Annotated in this window: 15 protein-coding genes; 9 read left to right on the plus strand and 6 right to left on the minus strand. The window is 68.6% G+C overall.

Annotated elements, in window-relative coordinates; genetic code table 11:
* Position 1: 1 nt before the first annotated feature.
* The gene (locus NR792_RS27320; RefSeq protein WP_375755630.1) at positions 2-835 is read right to left on the minus strand and encodes a B-box zinc finger protein; all 834 of its coding nucleotides are present in this window, start codon (positions 833-835) and stop codon (positions 2-4) included.
* Between the two features lie 132 nt (positions 836-967).
* Between NR792_RS27320 and NR792_RS27325 the strand changes: the two genes are divergently transcribed.
* Together NR792_RS27325 and NR792_RS27330 are read left to right on the plus strand one after the other, a co-directional pair.
* Positions 968-2,374: a M16 family metallopeptidase gene (locus tag NR792_RS27325; RefSeq protein ID WP_375761702.1), complete on the plus strand. Its 1,407-nt coding sequence runs from the start codon at positions 968-970 to the stop codon at positions 2,372-2,374.
* Positions 2,375-2,376: 2 nt separating this feature from the next.
* On the plus strand, positions 2,377-3,888 hold the full coding sequence (locus NR792_RS27330; RefSeq protein WP_375755631.1) for a M16 family metallopeptidase: 1,512 nt from the start codon (positions 2,377-2,379) through the stop codon (positions 3,886-3,888).
* A gap of 66 nt (positions 3,889-3,954) precedes the next feature.
* On the opposite strand, the gene NR792_RS27335 is transcribed toward NR792_RS27330, so the two are convergent.
* On the minus strand, positions 3,955-4,239 hold the full coding sequence (locus tag NR792_RS27335; protein ID WP_375755632.1) for a hypothetical protein: 285 nt from the start codon (positions 4,237-4,239) through the stop codon (positions 3,955-3,957).
* A 459-nt stretch (positions 4,240-4,698) separates the two neighbouring features.
* Between NR792_RS27335 and thrA the strand changes: the two genes are divergently transcribed.
* The 3 genes from thrA to NR792_RS27350 are packed head-to-tail and all read left to right on the plus strand — an operon-like array spanning position 4,699 to position 8,585.
* Positions 4,699-7,155, plus strand: coding sequence for a bifunctional aspartate kinase/homoserine dehydrogenase I (gene thrA / locus NR792_RS27340; protein WP_375755633.1), 2,457 nt, complete (start codon positions 4,699-4,701; stop codon positions 7,153-7,155).
* A 24-nt stretch (positions 7,156-7,179) separates the two neighbouring features.
* Positions 7,180-7,830, plus strand: coding sequence for a TIGR02269 family lipoprotein (locus NR792_RS27345; RefSeq protein WP_375755634.1), 651 nt, complete (start codon positions 7,180-7,182; stop codon positions 7,828-7,830).
* 26 nt (positions 7,831-7,856) lie between these two features.
* Positions 7,857-8,585 (plus strand): double-CXXCG motif protein, encoded by a 729-nt coding sequence (locus NR792_RS27350; protein WP_375761703.1) that lies wholly within the window; start codon positions 7,857-7,859, stop codon positions 8,583-8,585.
* A 19-nt stretch (positions 8,586-8,604) separates the two neighbouring features.
* Here NR792_RS27350 and NR792_RS27355 read toward each other — a convergent pair whose 3' ends face one another.
* A complete protein-coding gene (locus NR792_RS27355) occupies positions 8,605-9,102 on the minus strand; it encodes a hypothetical protein (RefSeq protein WP_375755635.1) in 498 nt (165 codons plus the stop codon).
* 98 nt (positions 9,103-9,200) lie between these two features.
* Between NR792_RS27355 and NR792_RS27360 the strand changes: the two genes are divergently transcribed.
* Together NR792_RS27360 and NR792_RS27365 are read left to right on the plus strand one after the other, a co-directional pair.
* Positions 9,201-9,848, plus strand: a complete 648-nt coding sequence (locus tag NR792_RS27360) for a TIGR02269 family lipoprotein (protein WP_375755636.1) — start codon at positions 9,201-9,203, stop codon at positions 9,846-9,848.
* Positions 9,849-9,877: 29 nt separating this feature from the next.
* A complete protein-coding gene (locus tag NR792_RS27365; protein ID WP_375755637.1) occupies positions 9,878-10,606 on the plus strand; it encodes a double-CXXCG motif protein in 729 nt (242 codons plus the stop codon).
* Positions 10,607-10,609: 3 nt separating this feature from the next.
* Here the strand turns inward: NR792_RS27365 and NR792_RS27370 are convergent, their stop codons facing one another.
* Positions 10,610-11,290: a hypothetical protein gene (locus tag NR792_RS27370; protein WP_375755638.1), complete on the minus strand. Its 681-nt coding sequence runs from the start codon at positions 11,288-11,290 to the stop codon at positions 10,610-10,612.
* 32 nt (positions 11,291-11,322) lie between these two features.
* Between NR792_RS27370 and NR792_RS27375 the strand changes: the two genes are divergently transcribed.
* Together NR792_RS27375 and NR792_RS27380 are read left to right on the plus strand one after the other, a co-directional pair.
* Complete coding sequence (locus NR792_RS27375; protein WP_375755639.1) at positions 11,323-11,967, plus strand: TIGR02269 family lipoprotein; 645 nt, start codon at positions 11,323-11,325, stop codon at positions 11,965-11,967.
* 27 nt (positions 11,968-11,994) lie between these two features.
* On the plus strand, positions 11,995-12,720 hold the full coding sequence (locus tag NR792_RS27380) for a double-CXXCG motif protein (protein WP_375755640.1): 726 nt from the start codon (positions 11,995-11,997) through the stop codon (positions 12,718-12,720).
* A 3-nt stretch (positions 12,721-12,723) separates the two neighbouring features.
* Here the strand turns inward: NR792_RS27380 and NR792_RS27385 are convergent, their stop codons facing one another.
* Both NR792_RS27385 and NR792_RS27390 read right to left on the minus strand, forming a co-directional pair.
* The gene (locus tag NR792_RS27385; RefSeq protein WP_375755641.1) at positions 12,724-14,517 is read right to left on the minus strand and encodes an alkaline phosphatase D family protein; all 1,794 of its coding nucleotides are present in this window, start codon (positions 14,515-14,517) and stop codon (positions 12,724-12,726) included.
* 33 nt (positions 14,518-14,550) lie between these two features.
* Complete coding sequence (locus tag NR792_RS27390; RefSeq protein ID WP_375755642.1) at positions 14,551-14,973, minus strand: VOC family protein; 423 nt, start codon at positions 14,971-14,973, stop codon at positions 14,551-14,553.
* Between the last annotated feature and the right edge of the window lie 14 nt (positions 14,974-14,987).

A 14,987-nucleotide genomic window follows, 5' to 3' on the forward strand; every position in this document is an offset into this window, starting at 1 on the left:
GCTACTTGTAGACCATCGAGGTCAGCCACCGGTCCAACACCGGCAGCAGGATGAACCCCCAGACCGCCGGGCTGACAAGCCCCAGGACGATGCCGGCGACGGCTTGTCCCCGGCGGTCGATGGGCGGGGTGGCCTTCAGGTCCACGCGCGTCAGCGCCACCGCGCCGCAAATCAAGGCGACGGGCGCGAGCAGGGGCATGAACACCGCGCTGAAGCCGAACCTCAAAGCCTGACGCGCCAGCGGGTTGTTGAAGCGCAGGTCCCACAGCGCCTTCAGCGACCCGGATGACACCGGCAGCCGGAAGAAGAGCTGGTTGCGCACGTCGCGGTGGATGCGCAGCGCGGTGAGCAGCCCGGGGATGGCGCACAGGAAGAAGAGGAAGCGGCCGTCCCGGTGCAGGACGTCCGCCGCCACCGCCATCACCAGCGGCGTGGGCAGCAGGGCGTGCCGAGCCCAGCGCTGGCCCAGGAAGAAGGCCACGCCCACCGGCACGGGCAGGAGCAGCACCAGCGGGAACAGCGACTGCTTCGTCGCGCGAAGCCCCCACTGCGCGACGGCGGCGGCCGCGCCCACGCAGAGCAGCAGCGTCACGCCGCCCACCACCCAGGCCCACTCGTCGCGGCGGCCCTGGTAGCGCTGACGCAGGGCCTCCAGGTAGTTCACGTCCGGACGCGCCGCGCAGGCCGCGCAGTACAGCCGTGCCTCCAGGCCCGGCACGGACGTGGCGCAGTCCGCGCAGATGAAGCTCCCGCAGCGGGTACAGGTGCCGCCCGCGGGCTGGTCCGGGTGGGCGGCGCAGCGGCCTTGCTGGGAGAGAGGCACCTCCAGGCTCATGGGCGCAGTGTCGCACGGCGAGCAACACCCGGCACCCTGATGCCCACCCGGTCGCCTTCCGGCTTACAGGCCCCGGGGCGCGTGCTAAGCGCGCGAGGCACCGTCCTGAACCGTGGAGGAACCTTGTCCCGATTGAAGGCCCTCGCCGCCGCGGCCCTGTTCCTGGGGCTTCCGGCGCTCGCGCAGACCCCCGAGGCGAAGCCGCTGGAGCCCGGCCGCGAAAACCTGGCCATCCCGTATGAGAAGTACACGCTGCCCAACGGCCTGGAGGTCATCCTCTCCGTGGATCGCAAGCTGCCCGTGGTGGCCGTCAACGTCTGGTACCACGTGGGTGCCTACGACGAGCAGCCGGGCCGCACCGGCTTCGCGCACCTCTTCGAGCACATGATGTTCCAGGGCTCCAAGCACGTGCCGGACGACGTGCACATCGGCCTGCTGGAGCAGGCGGGCGCCACGGACCTCAACGGCACCACCAGCTTCGACCGCACCAACTACTACGAGACCGTGCCCAGCAACCTGCTGGAGACGGCGCTGTGGTTGGAGAGCGACCGCATGGGCTTCCTGCTGGACTCCCTCACGGAGAAGAAGCTCCAGACCCAGAAGGAGGTCGTGAAGAACGAGCGCCGCCAGGGCGTGGAGACGGCCCCCTACGGTGAAGCGCAGGAGAAGGCGTGGCAGGCGCTGTTCCCCGCGCCGCACCCGTACTCCGGCAACGTGATTGGCTCCATGAAGGACCTGGACGCGGCCACGGTGGACGACGTGAAGGCGTTCTTCCGCACCTGGTACACGCCCGCCAACGCGACGCTCGCCATCGTGGGCGACTTCGACCCCGCGAAGGCCAAGGCGCTGGTGGAGAAGTACTTCGGCACGCTGCCCTCGGGCCCCAAGCCCAAGCGCCCGGACGTGGCGCCCGTGAAGGTCACGCGCGAGACGGTCATCCGCCACGACGAGAAGGTGGCCACGCTGCCCCTGCTCACCATGGCCTGGCTCACCGCTCCGTACCTGAAGCCCGGGGACGCGACGGCGGACGTGCTCGCCACCGCGCTGGGCACGGGCCGCGCGAGCCGCCTGTACCGCCGGCTGGTGCTGGACAAGCAGCTGGCGCAGAGCGTGGAGGCCGTGCAGCAGAGCCAGGGCGCGCAGTCCGTCTTCTCCATCGAGGCGGTGGCCCGGCCCGGCGTCACCACGGACCAGCTGAAGAAGGAGATCGACGCGGTGCTGGACGAGGTCCGCAAGGACGGCGTCACGCAGGAGGAGATCGTCCGCGCGCGCACCCGCTATGACACGCGCCAGCTGGCGGGCCTGCAGGCCGTGGGTGGCTCCGGCAGCAAGTCCGACACGCTCCAGACGTACAACCAGTTCGTGGGCGAGCCCAGCTACGTCGCGCAGGACCTGGCCCGCTACCAGGAAGTCACGCCCGCCGCGGTGAAGCAGTTCGCCACGGACGTGCTGCGCCCCGACGCGCGCGTCGTCCTCCACGCGGTGCCGCCCGCCAACAAGGCCGCGCCGTCTTCCGCCCCGGGCAAGGAGGCCCGCTAGTCATGCACCGCCGAATCCTCACTGCCCTCCTCACGCTGTCCGTCGCTGGCTGCGCCACCACGAAGCCCGCGGAGACGCCTCCCGCCCAGACGCCTCCCGCCACGCAGCCGCAATCCCAGACACCGGCGCAGGACGCGGAGGCCTTCCGCGCCCAGCAGCCCACGCCCGGCAAGTCGCCGGAGCTGGTGCTGCCCACGTTCGAGCAGGCGAAGCTCGACAACGGCCTCACCGTCATCGTCAGCACGCGCAAGGAACTGCCGCTGGTGTTCGTGGGCATCGCCTTCGCCGCGGGCGTGTCGCAGGAGCCCGCCGCGAAGCTGGGCATCGCGGACCTGTCCTACCGCATGCTGCTGGAGGGCGCGGGCAAGCGCGACACGGTGGCGCTGGACAACGCGTTCGCGGACCTGGGCGTGTCCCCCGCGCTGTCGGTGGAACCGGACGGCGCCTTCGTGGGCGCGCGCGTGCTCACGACCAACGTGGACGCGGCGATGGGCCTGCTGGCGGACGTCGTCCTGCGGCCCACCTTCGACGCGAAGGCCTTCGAGCGCCGCAAGAAGCAGCAGCTGGGGGAGCTGGTGCGCCGCATGGGCGACCCGAACTTCCTGGCGCAGCAGGCCTACTACCAGGCCGTGTTCGGCGCGGACCACCCCTATGGCCACACGTCCGGCGGCACGCCGAAGACGGTGGAGGCGCTGACGCTGGCGGACGCGAAGAGCTTCTACACGAAGAACACCGGCCCTCGCGCCGCCGCGCTCATCATGACCGGCGACGTGACGCTCCAGCAGGCGGTGGAGTGGGGGAAGAAGTACTTCGGCGGGTGGAAGGGCGGGGCCGTGGCGCCCAAGCCGCCTCCCGCGCCGCCCGCGCCCCCGCGTCAGCAGGTGCGCCTGGTGCCCAAGCCGGGCCTGGAGCAGACGGTGGTGCTGGTGGGCCGTCCCGGCCTCGCCGCGGGCCACCCGGACGAGTACCCGCTGGAGCTGGCCACCACGGTGTTCGGCGGCTTCTTCGGCAGCCGGCTCAACATGAACATCCGTGAGGACAAGGGCTACAGCTACGGCGCCAACGCGAACCTGGGCACGCGCCTGGGCGTGGGTCCGCTCACCGCGTACGCGGCCGTGCGGCAGGACGTGACGGGCCCGGCGCTCAACGAGTTCATCAAGGAGCTGGCCGGCATCAAGTCCAACCCCATCACGGAGAAGGAGCTGGCCGCCGCGCGCGAGGGCCTCATCCGCGCGTTCCCGGGCGCCTTCGAGACGGTGGAGGGCCTGGGCGGCAGCGCCGCGCAGCTCTACTTCCACCGCCGGCCGATGGATGAGTTCAAGCGCACCGTGGAGGGACTGGAGAACGCCAGCGCCGCGGAGGTGCAGCGCGTGGCCGAGTCCTACCTGGACCCGGCCAACATGCAGGTGGTGCTCGTGGGCGACCCGCTGGTCATCCAGGAGCAGGTGACGCCGCTCAACCTGGGCAAGCTCACGCTGGTGGAGACGCCGGCGTCGGACGCGGCGCCCAAGTAGCGGAGCGCTTCACTTCGAGGTGTTGAAGCCGGGGTCCCGACGTGGGTGTCGGGGCCCCGGTTTTTTTCATTCCCGGGTGGGCTCCCTGTCGGCGGCCTCGCGGGCGTCTGCCCTGCGGCGGCCTTCCAGCTCACGCTCCTCGTCATCCGCGTTGTCGAGGACGCTCTGGGGGTTCGTGATGGGCCCGCCCACGGGGCCGTCGCTGTCGAGGGAGAACTTCTGCTCCTCGGTGGAGTGCTTGGCGTCGTCCGCGTACAGGGGCTTGGTGTCGTCCGCCTCCAGCCCCCGCTCCACGCGGTCCTTGGCGAAGCCAGGCTTGTGGGCGGTGTCGCTCTTCTTGCGGGTGGCCATGGGTTGCTCCGGAAGGTGGTGGGACAGCTCACACACGCTCAATGTCGGCAGTCCCAGGCGCCTGCACCACGGTGGGGACCGTGGGGCGGGGGGCCGGTTGCCTGCCCCCTGACCAGGAACATGGGAAGCGGCTAGGATGGGGACTCCATGGCCGGACGCAGCGGGAACAGCCAGCGGCACGAGGGGACGACGTCCTCCGTGGGCGCGCGCGTCCAGGCCGTCCTGACCGAGACTCGCACTCGCACCGGCCTGACTCCTCGCGGAGCGCGGACCGCCTGACTTCCGAAGCGGACCTCCTGAAGGTCCCCCTTCCGAACCCGGCCCCGCGCTCCTCCCGAGCGCGGGGCTTTTTCGTTGCCCCACTTCCGTCCGTCGCCAGCCCCCGAGGACCCGCATGACGCCGCTTCCGATGAGTCCCCCCAGCCACCGAGCCCCGTCGTCCCGCGAGGAGGCCGTGTCATGCGCGTGATGAAATTCGGTGGCACCAGTGTCGCGGATGCGGAACGGATGCGCGGGGTGGCGGCGCTGGTGGAGGAGGCGCGCAAGACGGAGCGCGTGATGGTGGTGGCGTCCGCGGTGTCGGGCATCACCAACCTGCTGGTGGAGGCGGCGAGGGTGGCGCAGGAGGGCGAGTCCGTGCAGCAGGCCTGCGCCCGGTTCGACGAAACGCACTCCGCCATCGCGAGGGCGCTGGGCTCGGACCTGAAGCCCGCGCAGACGCGGCCGCTCGCGGAGGGGCTGGTGGCGCTGGGAGTCGAGCTGCGAGGGCTGTTGCAGGGCGTGGGGCTGCTGCGGGAGTGCTCGCCGACGGTGCTCGCGCACCTGTCGGGGCTGGGGGAGCGGGCGTCGTGCCTGCTGCTCGCGGCGCTGCTGGAGGCGCGGGGCCTGGCGCCCGTGAGCGTGGACCCGAGGCAGGTGCTGGTGTGCACGGGAGACCCGCTCCAGGCGACGCCCCGGGTGGAGGAGATCCGCGCGCGGTTCGCGACGCTGCGCGAGAACGGGCCGGGGCTGATGTTGATGCCGGGCTTCTTCGGAGGCGACGCGCGGGGCAAGACGCTGTCGCTGGGGCGGGGTGGGTCGGACTACTCGGCGGCGCTGGCGGCGGCGGCGTTGGATGCGCGGCTGTTGGAGATCTGGACGGACGTGGACGGCATCTACAGCGCGGACCCGCGGCTGGTGCCGGAGGCGTTCGCGCTGGAGGAGGTGAGCTTCGAGGAGGCGATGGAGCTGGCCTACTTCGGCGCGAAGGTGCTGCACCCGAAGTCCATTGCCCCCGCGAGGGAGCGCGGCATCCCGGTGCGCGTGTGCAACAGCTTCCGGCCGGAGCATCCGGGCACGCGGGTGACGGCCACGGCGCCGTCGTCGAGGCACCCGGTGCGCGGACTGTCGTTCCTGCCGGACATCGCGCTCATCAACATCGCGGGGGCGGGGTTGAAGGGCGTGCCAGGCACGGCGGCGCGCGTCTTCGAGGCGATGGCGCGCGCTTCCATCTCCGTGGTGCTGATTACCCAGGGCTCCAGTGAGTCCTCCATCAGCTTCTGCGTGGGGGAGGCGGAGGCCGCGAAGGCGGTGCTGGCGCTGGAGGACGCGTTCGAGGTGGAGCGCGAGGCCGGGAAGGTGGACCCCATCGAGCACCAGCCGGGGCTCGCGGTGTTGAGCATCGTGGGGGACGGGATGCGGCACCGGGTGGGCGTGGCGGGGACGTTCTTCAGCGCGCTGGCGGATGTGGATTGCAGCATCGCGGCCATCGCGCAGGGGTCCAGCGAGCGAAGCATCTCCGCGGTGATTTCGCGCGAGGACGGGCCGCGAGCGATGGCGCACGTGCACCGCAAGGCCTTTGGCACCACGGAGGTGGTGGAGCTGCTGGTGGCGGGCGTGGGCACGGTGGGCGGGGAGCTGTTGCGGCAGATCCACCAGCAGGCGCCGAAGCTGCGGGCGCATGGGTTGGATTTGCGGGTGTGTGCCATTGCCAACAGCAGACACAGCCTGGTGGCCCCGGAGGGCGTGGCGCTGGACGGCTGGAAGGCGCGGCTGGAGGCGAGCGAGTCCGGCTTCACGCTGGACACGTTCCGAGCATGGGCGAAGGCGCGCAGGCCGGGCCGGCCCATCTTCGTGGACTGCACGAGCAGCGAGGACGTGGCGCTGGGCTATCCCGAGCTGATGGCGTCCGGGCTGCACGTGGTGACGGCAAACAAGAAGGCCAACTCTGGGCGGCAGGAGCACTGGACGGCGCTGCGAGAGACGGCGGTGCGGCACCAGCGGAAGTTCCTCTACGAAACGAACGTGGGGGCGGGGCTGCCGGTCATCGACACGTTGAAGAACCTGCTGCGCACGGGCGACACGGTGCACCGGGTGGAGGGCATCCTGTCGGGTTCGTTGTCGTTCATCCTGGGGCTGACGGAGGCCGGGGTGCCGCTGTCGAAGGCGGTGGGCACGGCGATGGAGAAGGGCTTCACGGAGCCGGATCCGCGAGACGACCTGGAGGGCACGGACGTGGCGCGCAAGGTGCTCATCCTGGCGCGTGAGCTGGGGCGCACGCTGGAGCTGGAGGAGGTGGCGCTGGCGTCGCTGTTGCCGGAGGAGTTCGACGCGAAGGGGCCGCTGCCGGAGTTCCTGGCGCGGCTTCCGCAAGTGGATGAGGTCTTCCAGCGCAGGGTGGACGCGCACCGGAAGGAGGGGAAGGTGCTGCGCTACGTGGGCAGCGTGGGACCGGAGGGCGTGAGCGTGGGCCTGGTGCCGGTGCCGCTGGAGCACCCCTTGGCGGCGGTGAAGGGAGGAGAGAACGCGCTGAGCTTCCTGTCGGAGCGGTACAGCCCCACGCCGCTGGTGATTCGAGGATACGGCGCGGGAGCGGCGGTGACGGCGGCGGGAGTGCTCGCGGATGTGTTGCGATTGGTGGAGGGATCGTTGCTCTGACTGTGAATGCTAGGCTTTTCCGCCATGAGGAAAAGCCTGACGTTCTGTGCGCTGGTGCTGTGGCTGGCGGCGTGCGCGTCCAGCACGCCGCTGCAGCAGCGGTGGGACGAAGCCGAAGCCGAGTGCGGTGACGCGAGTGCTGATGCCTGTGTGACCCTGGTCTGTGGGGACACGGCGTGCGGCTTCTTCCGGTGCGAGGACGTGCCTGGGGAGGTGGTGCTGGCGCGCGGGTTTCCGCCAAGGCCGCCACCCGCGGCGGTGGCTCCCGCGCCGGGGAGCGGTCCCCGGCGCAACTGGGGCGGCAGCATGGGCCTGCCGGGCGATGCGGAGCCCGTGATGGTGTTCCCCTGGCACGGGAGCCCCAAGCCCGTGCCTCCTCAGCGGCAGCTTCCGGCGGGGAAGTTCGAGAAGCACCACATCTTCCCTCAGGCCCCGGACCTTGCCCGGTGGTTCAAGGATCGAGGTGTCGACATCCACCAGTACACGATCCCCATCCCCGTGCATGTCCACCGGCGCATCCATAGCGGAGGGCCCAAGGGTGGCCTGTGGAATGAGGCGTGGCGTGAATTCAGCACAGACAACCGAGGTGCTTCACCACAAGAAATCTTTCGGCACGCTGGAGAGCTCATCTACCGCTTCCAGCTTCTGAGCGGTCCCATCCAGCAGTACAACTGACCGTCCATCGTGAGGATCAAATGGCCATGACGCGCTTTTTCAGGATGCGCACTGACAAGGTGGTCAGGAACTCCTTCACGGGTGACTTCGATGCCGCGCCGAAATGGGGCTTGCCCGGTATCAAGGACTGCCCGGGATGCGGTGTGACCTGGGGCACCTGGGGGGACCATTACCCTGCGGTGGACCTGTCGAACCTTCCTGAACGAGCCAAGTTCGAAGAACCCCGGCCCGAACCGTTCCACGAGTTCGCGCGTCTCCGGGAGCTGGTACGCCCACTGGCGCCCCCAGGCTCCGAGCTTGCCCCTGGGACGACCTTCGGCCCGCTGGTCGGCCGTGCATCGGGTCAGTTCGCTCCCTTCTCGGGGCTCGAAAGCTGCTGGATCCTCGTGCGACGTGACGCCTTCGACAGCCTCCAGGCCGCGGGCATCCGAGGGCTGCTCGGGTGCAAGACGGAGCTGCGGTTCCGGCAGAAGGCCCCCCCGGAGATCCTCGAGCTTCAACTCGAACTGCGCGGCCGGATGCACCGCGACTGCCTTCCGCCTGACCTGGCGCCGCCCTGTCCCACCTGCGGACGTGTGGGCCTTCGCCTTCCGGAGGACCTCATCCTCGACGGAGCCTCACTGCCCACGGACATCGACCTCTTCCGCCTGGGCGACTACGGCACCGTCCTCATCGGCACGGACCGTTTCAAGGACGCGGTGGAGCAGGGCGGTTGGACGGGCGTCTCCTTCCGAGAACTGCCCGTGCGGTCCTGAAGTCCTCACCGTTCGATTGTCATTCTCGAACGTCTTCGGCTGCTCGTGTGACAAGCACGTCTTGGAGCATCCCAGGAAGGCGGACGAGCCCGAGGTGCGTGAAGACGCGGTGACCCGCGTTCGGCGTATACCCCTCCGTGTTGATCCGCCCGGATTTGACGGCGAAGTAGCCGACGATGTCCTCTGGAGGCACGCCCTCCTCACCGGGAGGCCGCCGTTGATCCACGATATAGAGCCAGCCCTTGCCAATGCGTTGTGCCTCGGCCTGGGCGCCTGGATCGGTGGGCGCGCACTCGCGGACCACTCGGTGGAGGAGTGCCACGAAGGCTGGATTCGCTTCGAAGGCATCAGGCCCTTTGGAAGGGCTGTGCAGCGTGCCCGCGATCGCGTGCAGCGGAAGTCCTCCGGCCAGGACCCTGTCTGGCGGCAGCGGAGAGATGACCTTGGAGGCCACCCGACCCTCCTCGCGGCTGTCCGCACCCGCGTGTTTCCCCAGAAGCATCTTCCAGAAGCCCATGGGCTGACGCTACCCCGTGGCAGGGACGCACTGACAGGAGGCGAGGAAGAAAGCCTCACCGCGCGGCATGAGACCGAATCTGAGTAGGTTTATCCCCTATGAGAAGCCTGACGTTCTGTGCGCTGGTGCTGTGGATGGCGGCGTGCGCGTCCAGCACGCCGCTCCAGCAGCGGTGGGATGAAGCCGAAGCGGAGTGTGGTGACGCGAGCGCCGATGCCTGTGTGACCCTGGTCTGTGGGGACGCGGTCTGCGGCTTCTTCCGGTGCGAGGACGTGCCTGGGGAGGTGGTGCTGGCGCGCGGGTTTCCGCCAAGGCCGCCACCCGCGGCGGTGGCTCCCGCGCCGGGAAGCGGGCCCCGGCGCAACTGGGGCGGCAGTATGGGCCTGCCGGGTGATGCGGAGCCCGTGATGGTGTTCCCCTGGTATGGGAATCCCAGGCCCGTGCCTCCTCAGCGGCAGCTTCCGGCGGGGAGGTTCGAGAAGCATCACATCTTCCCGCAGGCTCAGGACCTGGCCCGGTGGTTCAAGGAGAAGGGCATCGACATCCACCAGTATACGATCCCCATCCCCCTACACGTCCACCGACGCATTCACAGTGGAGGATCCAGCGGCGGCTTGTGGAACAAGGCTTGGCGCGAGTTCAAGAACGCGAACGACCTCGCTCCTCCTCAAGAAATCTTCAAACATGCCGGGGAACTGATCTATCGCTTCCAGCTCCTGGGTGGCCCCATCCAGCAGTACAACTGAGCCTTCATCCATCCGAGGCATGACGGTCCATGATCCACTTTTTCTGGCTGCGCGACGACGAGGCAGCCACCTCCCGTTACAGCGGAGACTTTGATGCTGCACACAGGTGGGGACTTCCTGGCCTCAAGGATTGTCCGGGGTGCGGCCTGACTTGGGGTGGATCAGGGCATCAATACCCCGCCGTGGACCTTTCACTCATCCCCGAGCATCGGGAATTCGAAGAACCCCGGCCCGAGCCGTTTCACGAGTTCGTCCGTCTTCGGGAACTGGTGCGCCCTCTGGTGCCACCCAATGCAGTTCTTCCTCCCGGAACAAGCTTCGGTCCGCTCACAGGCACTGCATCCGGTCAGTTCGGACCGTTCACCTGGCAGGGGACCTCGCTGATGCTCGTCCGCCGCGATGCGCTCGACGGTCTCCAGGCCGCGGGCATCCGTGGACTGCTGGGCTGCAAGACGGAGCTGCGGTTCCGGCAGAAGACGCCTCCGGACATCCTTGAGCTCCAGCTTGAACCGCGCGGCTTGTTGCACCGTGACTGCCTTCCGCCCGACCTGGAGCCGCCCTGTCCCACCTGCGGACGACAGGGATTCCGCCGTCCGGACGATCCCATTCTCGACGGTGCTTCATTGCCTACGGACAGGGACCTGTTCCGAGTCGGCAACTTCAGCACCATGATCATCGGCACGGACCGCTTCAAGGACGCGGTGGAGCAGGGCGGATGGACGGGCATCTCCTTCCGCGAGCTGCCCGTGCGGTCCTGAAGTTCAGACTGTCTTTCTGGAAGACAGTCGCAGGGGAAAGCGCTCTTCGACGCCGGGCAGGAACAGGGGCTTCCCGGCGCGTGCGGCTTCAATGGCCTGACGGAAGTGGAGGTCTCCGTAACGGTCGAGCACCGAGGGGTCGAAGAACCGGGCGCCGTCCCCCGTGCCTTCGTTCTCGATGTCCGGTGTCAGGGACTCCCAGCTTCCTTGCGGCGCGTATATCAGGGACCGCATGCCTCCGTCCGCGTAGACACGGGCACTGTGGTCGAGGAAGACCGCCCGCGCCCGGATCTCACCCTTGGCACTGAGGACCGCGTTGCGGTCCCCGTACTGGCCGAAGAGACAGTCCTCCACGAGGACGGAGCCCTCGACGAAGATCCGGGCTCCGTTGCCGAACGACAGCGTTCGGGCGTGAAGATCTCCCCGGACGATGACGAGCCCAGGAAGGTAGTCGTCCGTCCAGAGATGGAGGTGGTCCTTTGTCTTGAGTGGACCGTTGATCTGGATGACGTAGGGACCGTCACCCGTGTCGATGCTTCCAGGGACATCCACACCTGTGTCGATGTCCCGGAAGGTGCAGGGATTGAGGTCCTCGAAGGCACGGAGCTCCGGTTCCCACCGGGGATCGCGAAGGGCGGCGAGGGTCGTTGCGTTGCCCAGGTCTTCAAGTCTGACGTTGGTCACAGGGACGCCGGATATGAGTAGGTTTTTCCGCCATGCGAAAGATGCTGACATTCCTGGCGCTGTGGCTGACGGCGTGCGCGTCCAGCACGCCGCTCCAGCAGCGCTGGGATGAAGCCGAAGCGGAGTGCGGTGATGCCAGCGCCGATGCCTGTGTGACCCTGGTCTGTGGGGACACGGCCTGCGGCTTCTTCCGGTGCGAGGACGTGCCTGGGGAGGTGGTGCTGGCGCGAGGGTTTCCGCCCAGGCCGCCTCCCGTGGCGGTGGCTCCCGCGCCAGGAAGCGGGCCTCGGCGCAACTGGGGCGGCAGCATGGGCCTGCCGGGTGATGCGGAGCCCGTGATGGTGTTCCCCTGGTACGGGAATCCGAAGCCCGTCCCTCCTCTGCGGCAGTTGCCGGCAGGGAAGTTCGAGAAGCATCACATCTTCCCGCAGGCCACGGACCTTGCTGGGTGGTTCAGGCTCAAGGGGATCGACATCCACCAGTACACGATTCCCATCCCTGTGCATGTCCACCGACGCATCCATGCTGGCGGGTCCAGAGGTGGCTTGTGGAACAAGGCCTGGCGCGAGTTCCAATTGACGAACGGAGATGCCAAACCTCTGGAGATCTACAGGCATGCTGGGGAACTCATCTACCGTTTCCAGCTTCTGGGTGGCCCCATCGAGAAGTACAACTGACCCTCGCTCGTTCGAGGACCGACCTCCATGACCCGTTTCTTCTGGCTGCGCAATGACGAGGCGGCTCAGGCGCTCTACAGCGCAGATTACAACGCCGCTCACAAGTGGGGGCTGCCCGGCCTCAAGGATTGTCCGAGCTGCGGCGCCACATGGTCGAGTTGGGGACATCAATACCCCGCCGTGGATCTGTCCGGCCTTTCCGAGCGAGGAGAGTTCGAAGAAGCCCGCCCCGAACCCCTCCACGAACTCGCCCGCCTTCGCGAGCTGGTACGCCCCCTGGCTCCTCCCGGTGCACGACTGCCACCCGGTACGTCCTTCGGTCCATTGGTGGGTACCGCGACGGGTCGGTTCGCCCCCTTCTCAGGGCTCGAAAGCTGCTGGATCCTCGTGCGGCGTGACGCCTTCGACAGCCTTCAGGCCGCCGGCATCCGAGGGCTGCTGGGATGCAAGACGGAGCTGCGGTTCCGTCAGAAGACGCCTCCGGAGATCCTCGAGCTTCAACTCGAACCGCGCGGCCAGCTCCATCCGGACTGCCTTCCTCCCGACATGGAACCGCCCTGCGCCACCTGCGGACGACTGGGTGTCCGTCTTCCGGAGGACCCCATCCTCGACGGGGCCTCACTCCCCACGGACACCGACCTCTTCCGCGCAGGCAACTTCAGCACGCTGCTCATCGGCACGGACCGCTTCAAGGACGCGGTGGAGCAGGGTGGATGGACGGGCATCTCCTTCCGCGAGCTCCCGGTCCGCTGACCTTCAACCCACGGTGGGGAAGGGCGGTGGCTCCACCACCACCTCCATCGGCAGGACCTCCTTCTCCGCGATCCACTTCACCCAGAGCTTCGGACGCGCGGTCGTGTCGTGGTGCTTCGGCCGCTCCAGGCGGATGGACAGCCAGTTGCGGTCCCGCAGGTACAGCTCCTTGCCCACCGGCAACAGCTCCGTCTGCAGGAACCCCGGCAGGTCCTCCCGCGAGTCCTCCGACAGCGCCAGCATCCCCTTGAACGCGAGCCACCCCGGCGGGGGATGCACGATGGGCGAGGACGTCACCTGCTCGATGAACACCTCTCCCACCGTGCCCAGCGCGGGGACCAGGTGGTCCGGGTTGCGTGACCGCACTCGCGCCCTCGCCCCCACGTGCACGTCTCCGGACAACACCGTCACCGCGCAGTAGGACTTCTTCGCCAGCGAGAACAGGTTCATCAACATCCGCGTGCGCTCGCCCCGGTGCACCGCGGACTCCCACTGGTCCAACAGGTCGTCGCGCAGGTCGACGCCACCTCCGCTCATGCGCTCCATCGCCGGCCCGAAGCGCAGGTGCACCAGCGGCACCGACGACACCACCAGCACGTGCCTCGCCTTCTTGCCGTTCTCCGGCCGCTGGCGGTGCTCGTCCCGCCAGGCGTCGAACGCGTCCCACTGTGACCGGCTCATCACCGTGAACTCGGACTGCGGATGCGCGTCCTCTGTATCCATCACCCGGCTGGTCCGCCCGCTCCTCAGGTCCAGCAACACCACGTCCAGGTCGCAGTCCGCCGTGGAGAAACAGAACGTCTGGAAGTAGTGCTGCACGGGCCGCACCACGCCCCGGTCGTCCGGCTCGCGCGCCGTCGCCGGCTGGTCCAGCCAGCCTCGCTGGAAGGCCTCGAAGGCCCTCGCCGCCGCGCTGTAGATGGCCCGGTACCAGGGGGCCCGCTGGAGCTCCTCGTGCGAACCCCACCCGTCGAAGATGTCGTGGTCGTCCCACATGAAGAGGCCCGGCACCCGCCTGAGCATCGGCGCGATGCCCTGGCTCCCGCCCCACCGCTCCCGGTAGAGCCAGACGTATTCCACGAGCAGCCGCTCCTCCAGCCCGTCCGGAACCGGCAGCGTCATCCGCTCCGAGCGGCACAGCTTCATGAACGCGTTCAACACATCCATCGTGTTGTGCAGCGAGTCCGCGTAGAGCTGATCCCCACCGCCAATCAGCAGCTGGAACCCCGGCGTCTTCGCCGGGTCCGCCGGGTCCTTCTGGTGGTGTTGCAGCATCCGCTCCCAGAGCGCGAAGGGCTGTGCCAGGTCGCTCCAATCACTCGCACGGCTGGCGCCGTTGCAGGAGAAGAACGCGATGTTCGGCGACACGCCCCTCGCGGGGACGACCACGTCGGACACCACCAGCGGCTCCGGCGGGATGACCCGCGAGGACCACGGCCGGTCATCCCGCGGCGGCGGACGCTCGAAGGTCACCGGCACGCCGGGCGTGTCGGGCGATTCGAAGTGATAGGACAGCCGCTGGGCCACGTCCGTGCGCGGCAGGACGACCTCCCAGCGCCACACCACGCCCCGGGTGCTCTTGGGCAACGCGGTGAAGTCCACGGCGGCCGTCGCCTGGTCGAACACCGCGACCCGCTGGCCCTTCGCGTCCTTGAAACACAGCCGCAACGCCGGAGGCTTCTTCGCCGACGTGCTGTCGAGGAACACGTTGACGAAGAAGCTCCACACGTCGTGGGACTTCGGGTCCGGCGTGGCCTGCGCCCTGGCGTACAGGATGGGTCCCAGCAAGAGCTTCATGGGGAAAGCCTTGCATGGACGCACCTTCCTGTCTCACCCCTTGGGCGCAGGCGCGGCGAGCGGCTGGTACGTGCCGAAGCTCCAGACGTTCCCTTCCGGGTCCAGCGCGCTGAAGTCCCGCGAGCCGTAGTCCGTGTCGTGCAGCTCCATCGCGATGCTCGCGCCCGCGGCCTTCGCCCGCGCGTAGAGCGCATCCGGGTCCGTCACCACCACGTAGATGCCCTGGTTCTTCACCGGCACCTGCTTCGACGCGGTCATCTTCAGCCGGCTGTTGCCGGTGCCTCCGAACATCACGAGCCCATGGCCCAGCGTGAGCTCCGCGTGGCCGATGGCGCCGTCAGGCGAGCGGTAGACGACCCGCTCCTCGCAGCCGAAGGCCTGCTTCAGGAAGCGCAGGGCGGCCTCGGGGTCCGCGTAGTGGATGAAGGGATAGAGGCTGGGCAGGGGTGTGGACATGGCGATGTCTTCCT

It is taken from the genome of Corallococcus exercitus, from assembly GCF_042231735.1.
In the GTDB taxonomy this organism is placed as follows: Bacteria; Myxococcota; Myxococcia; order Myxococcales; family Myxococcaceae; genus Corallococcus; species Corallococcus exercitus_B.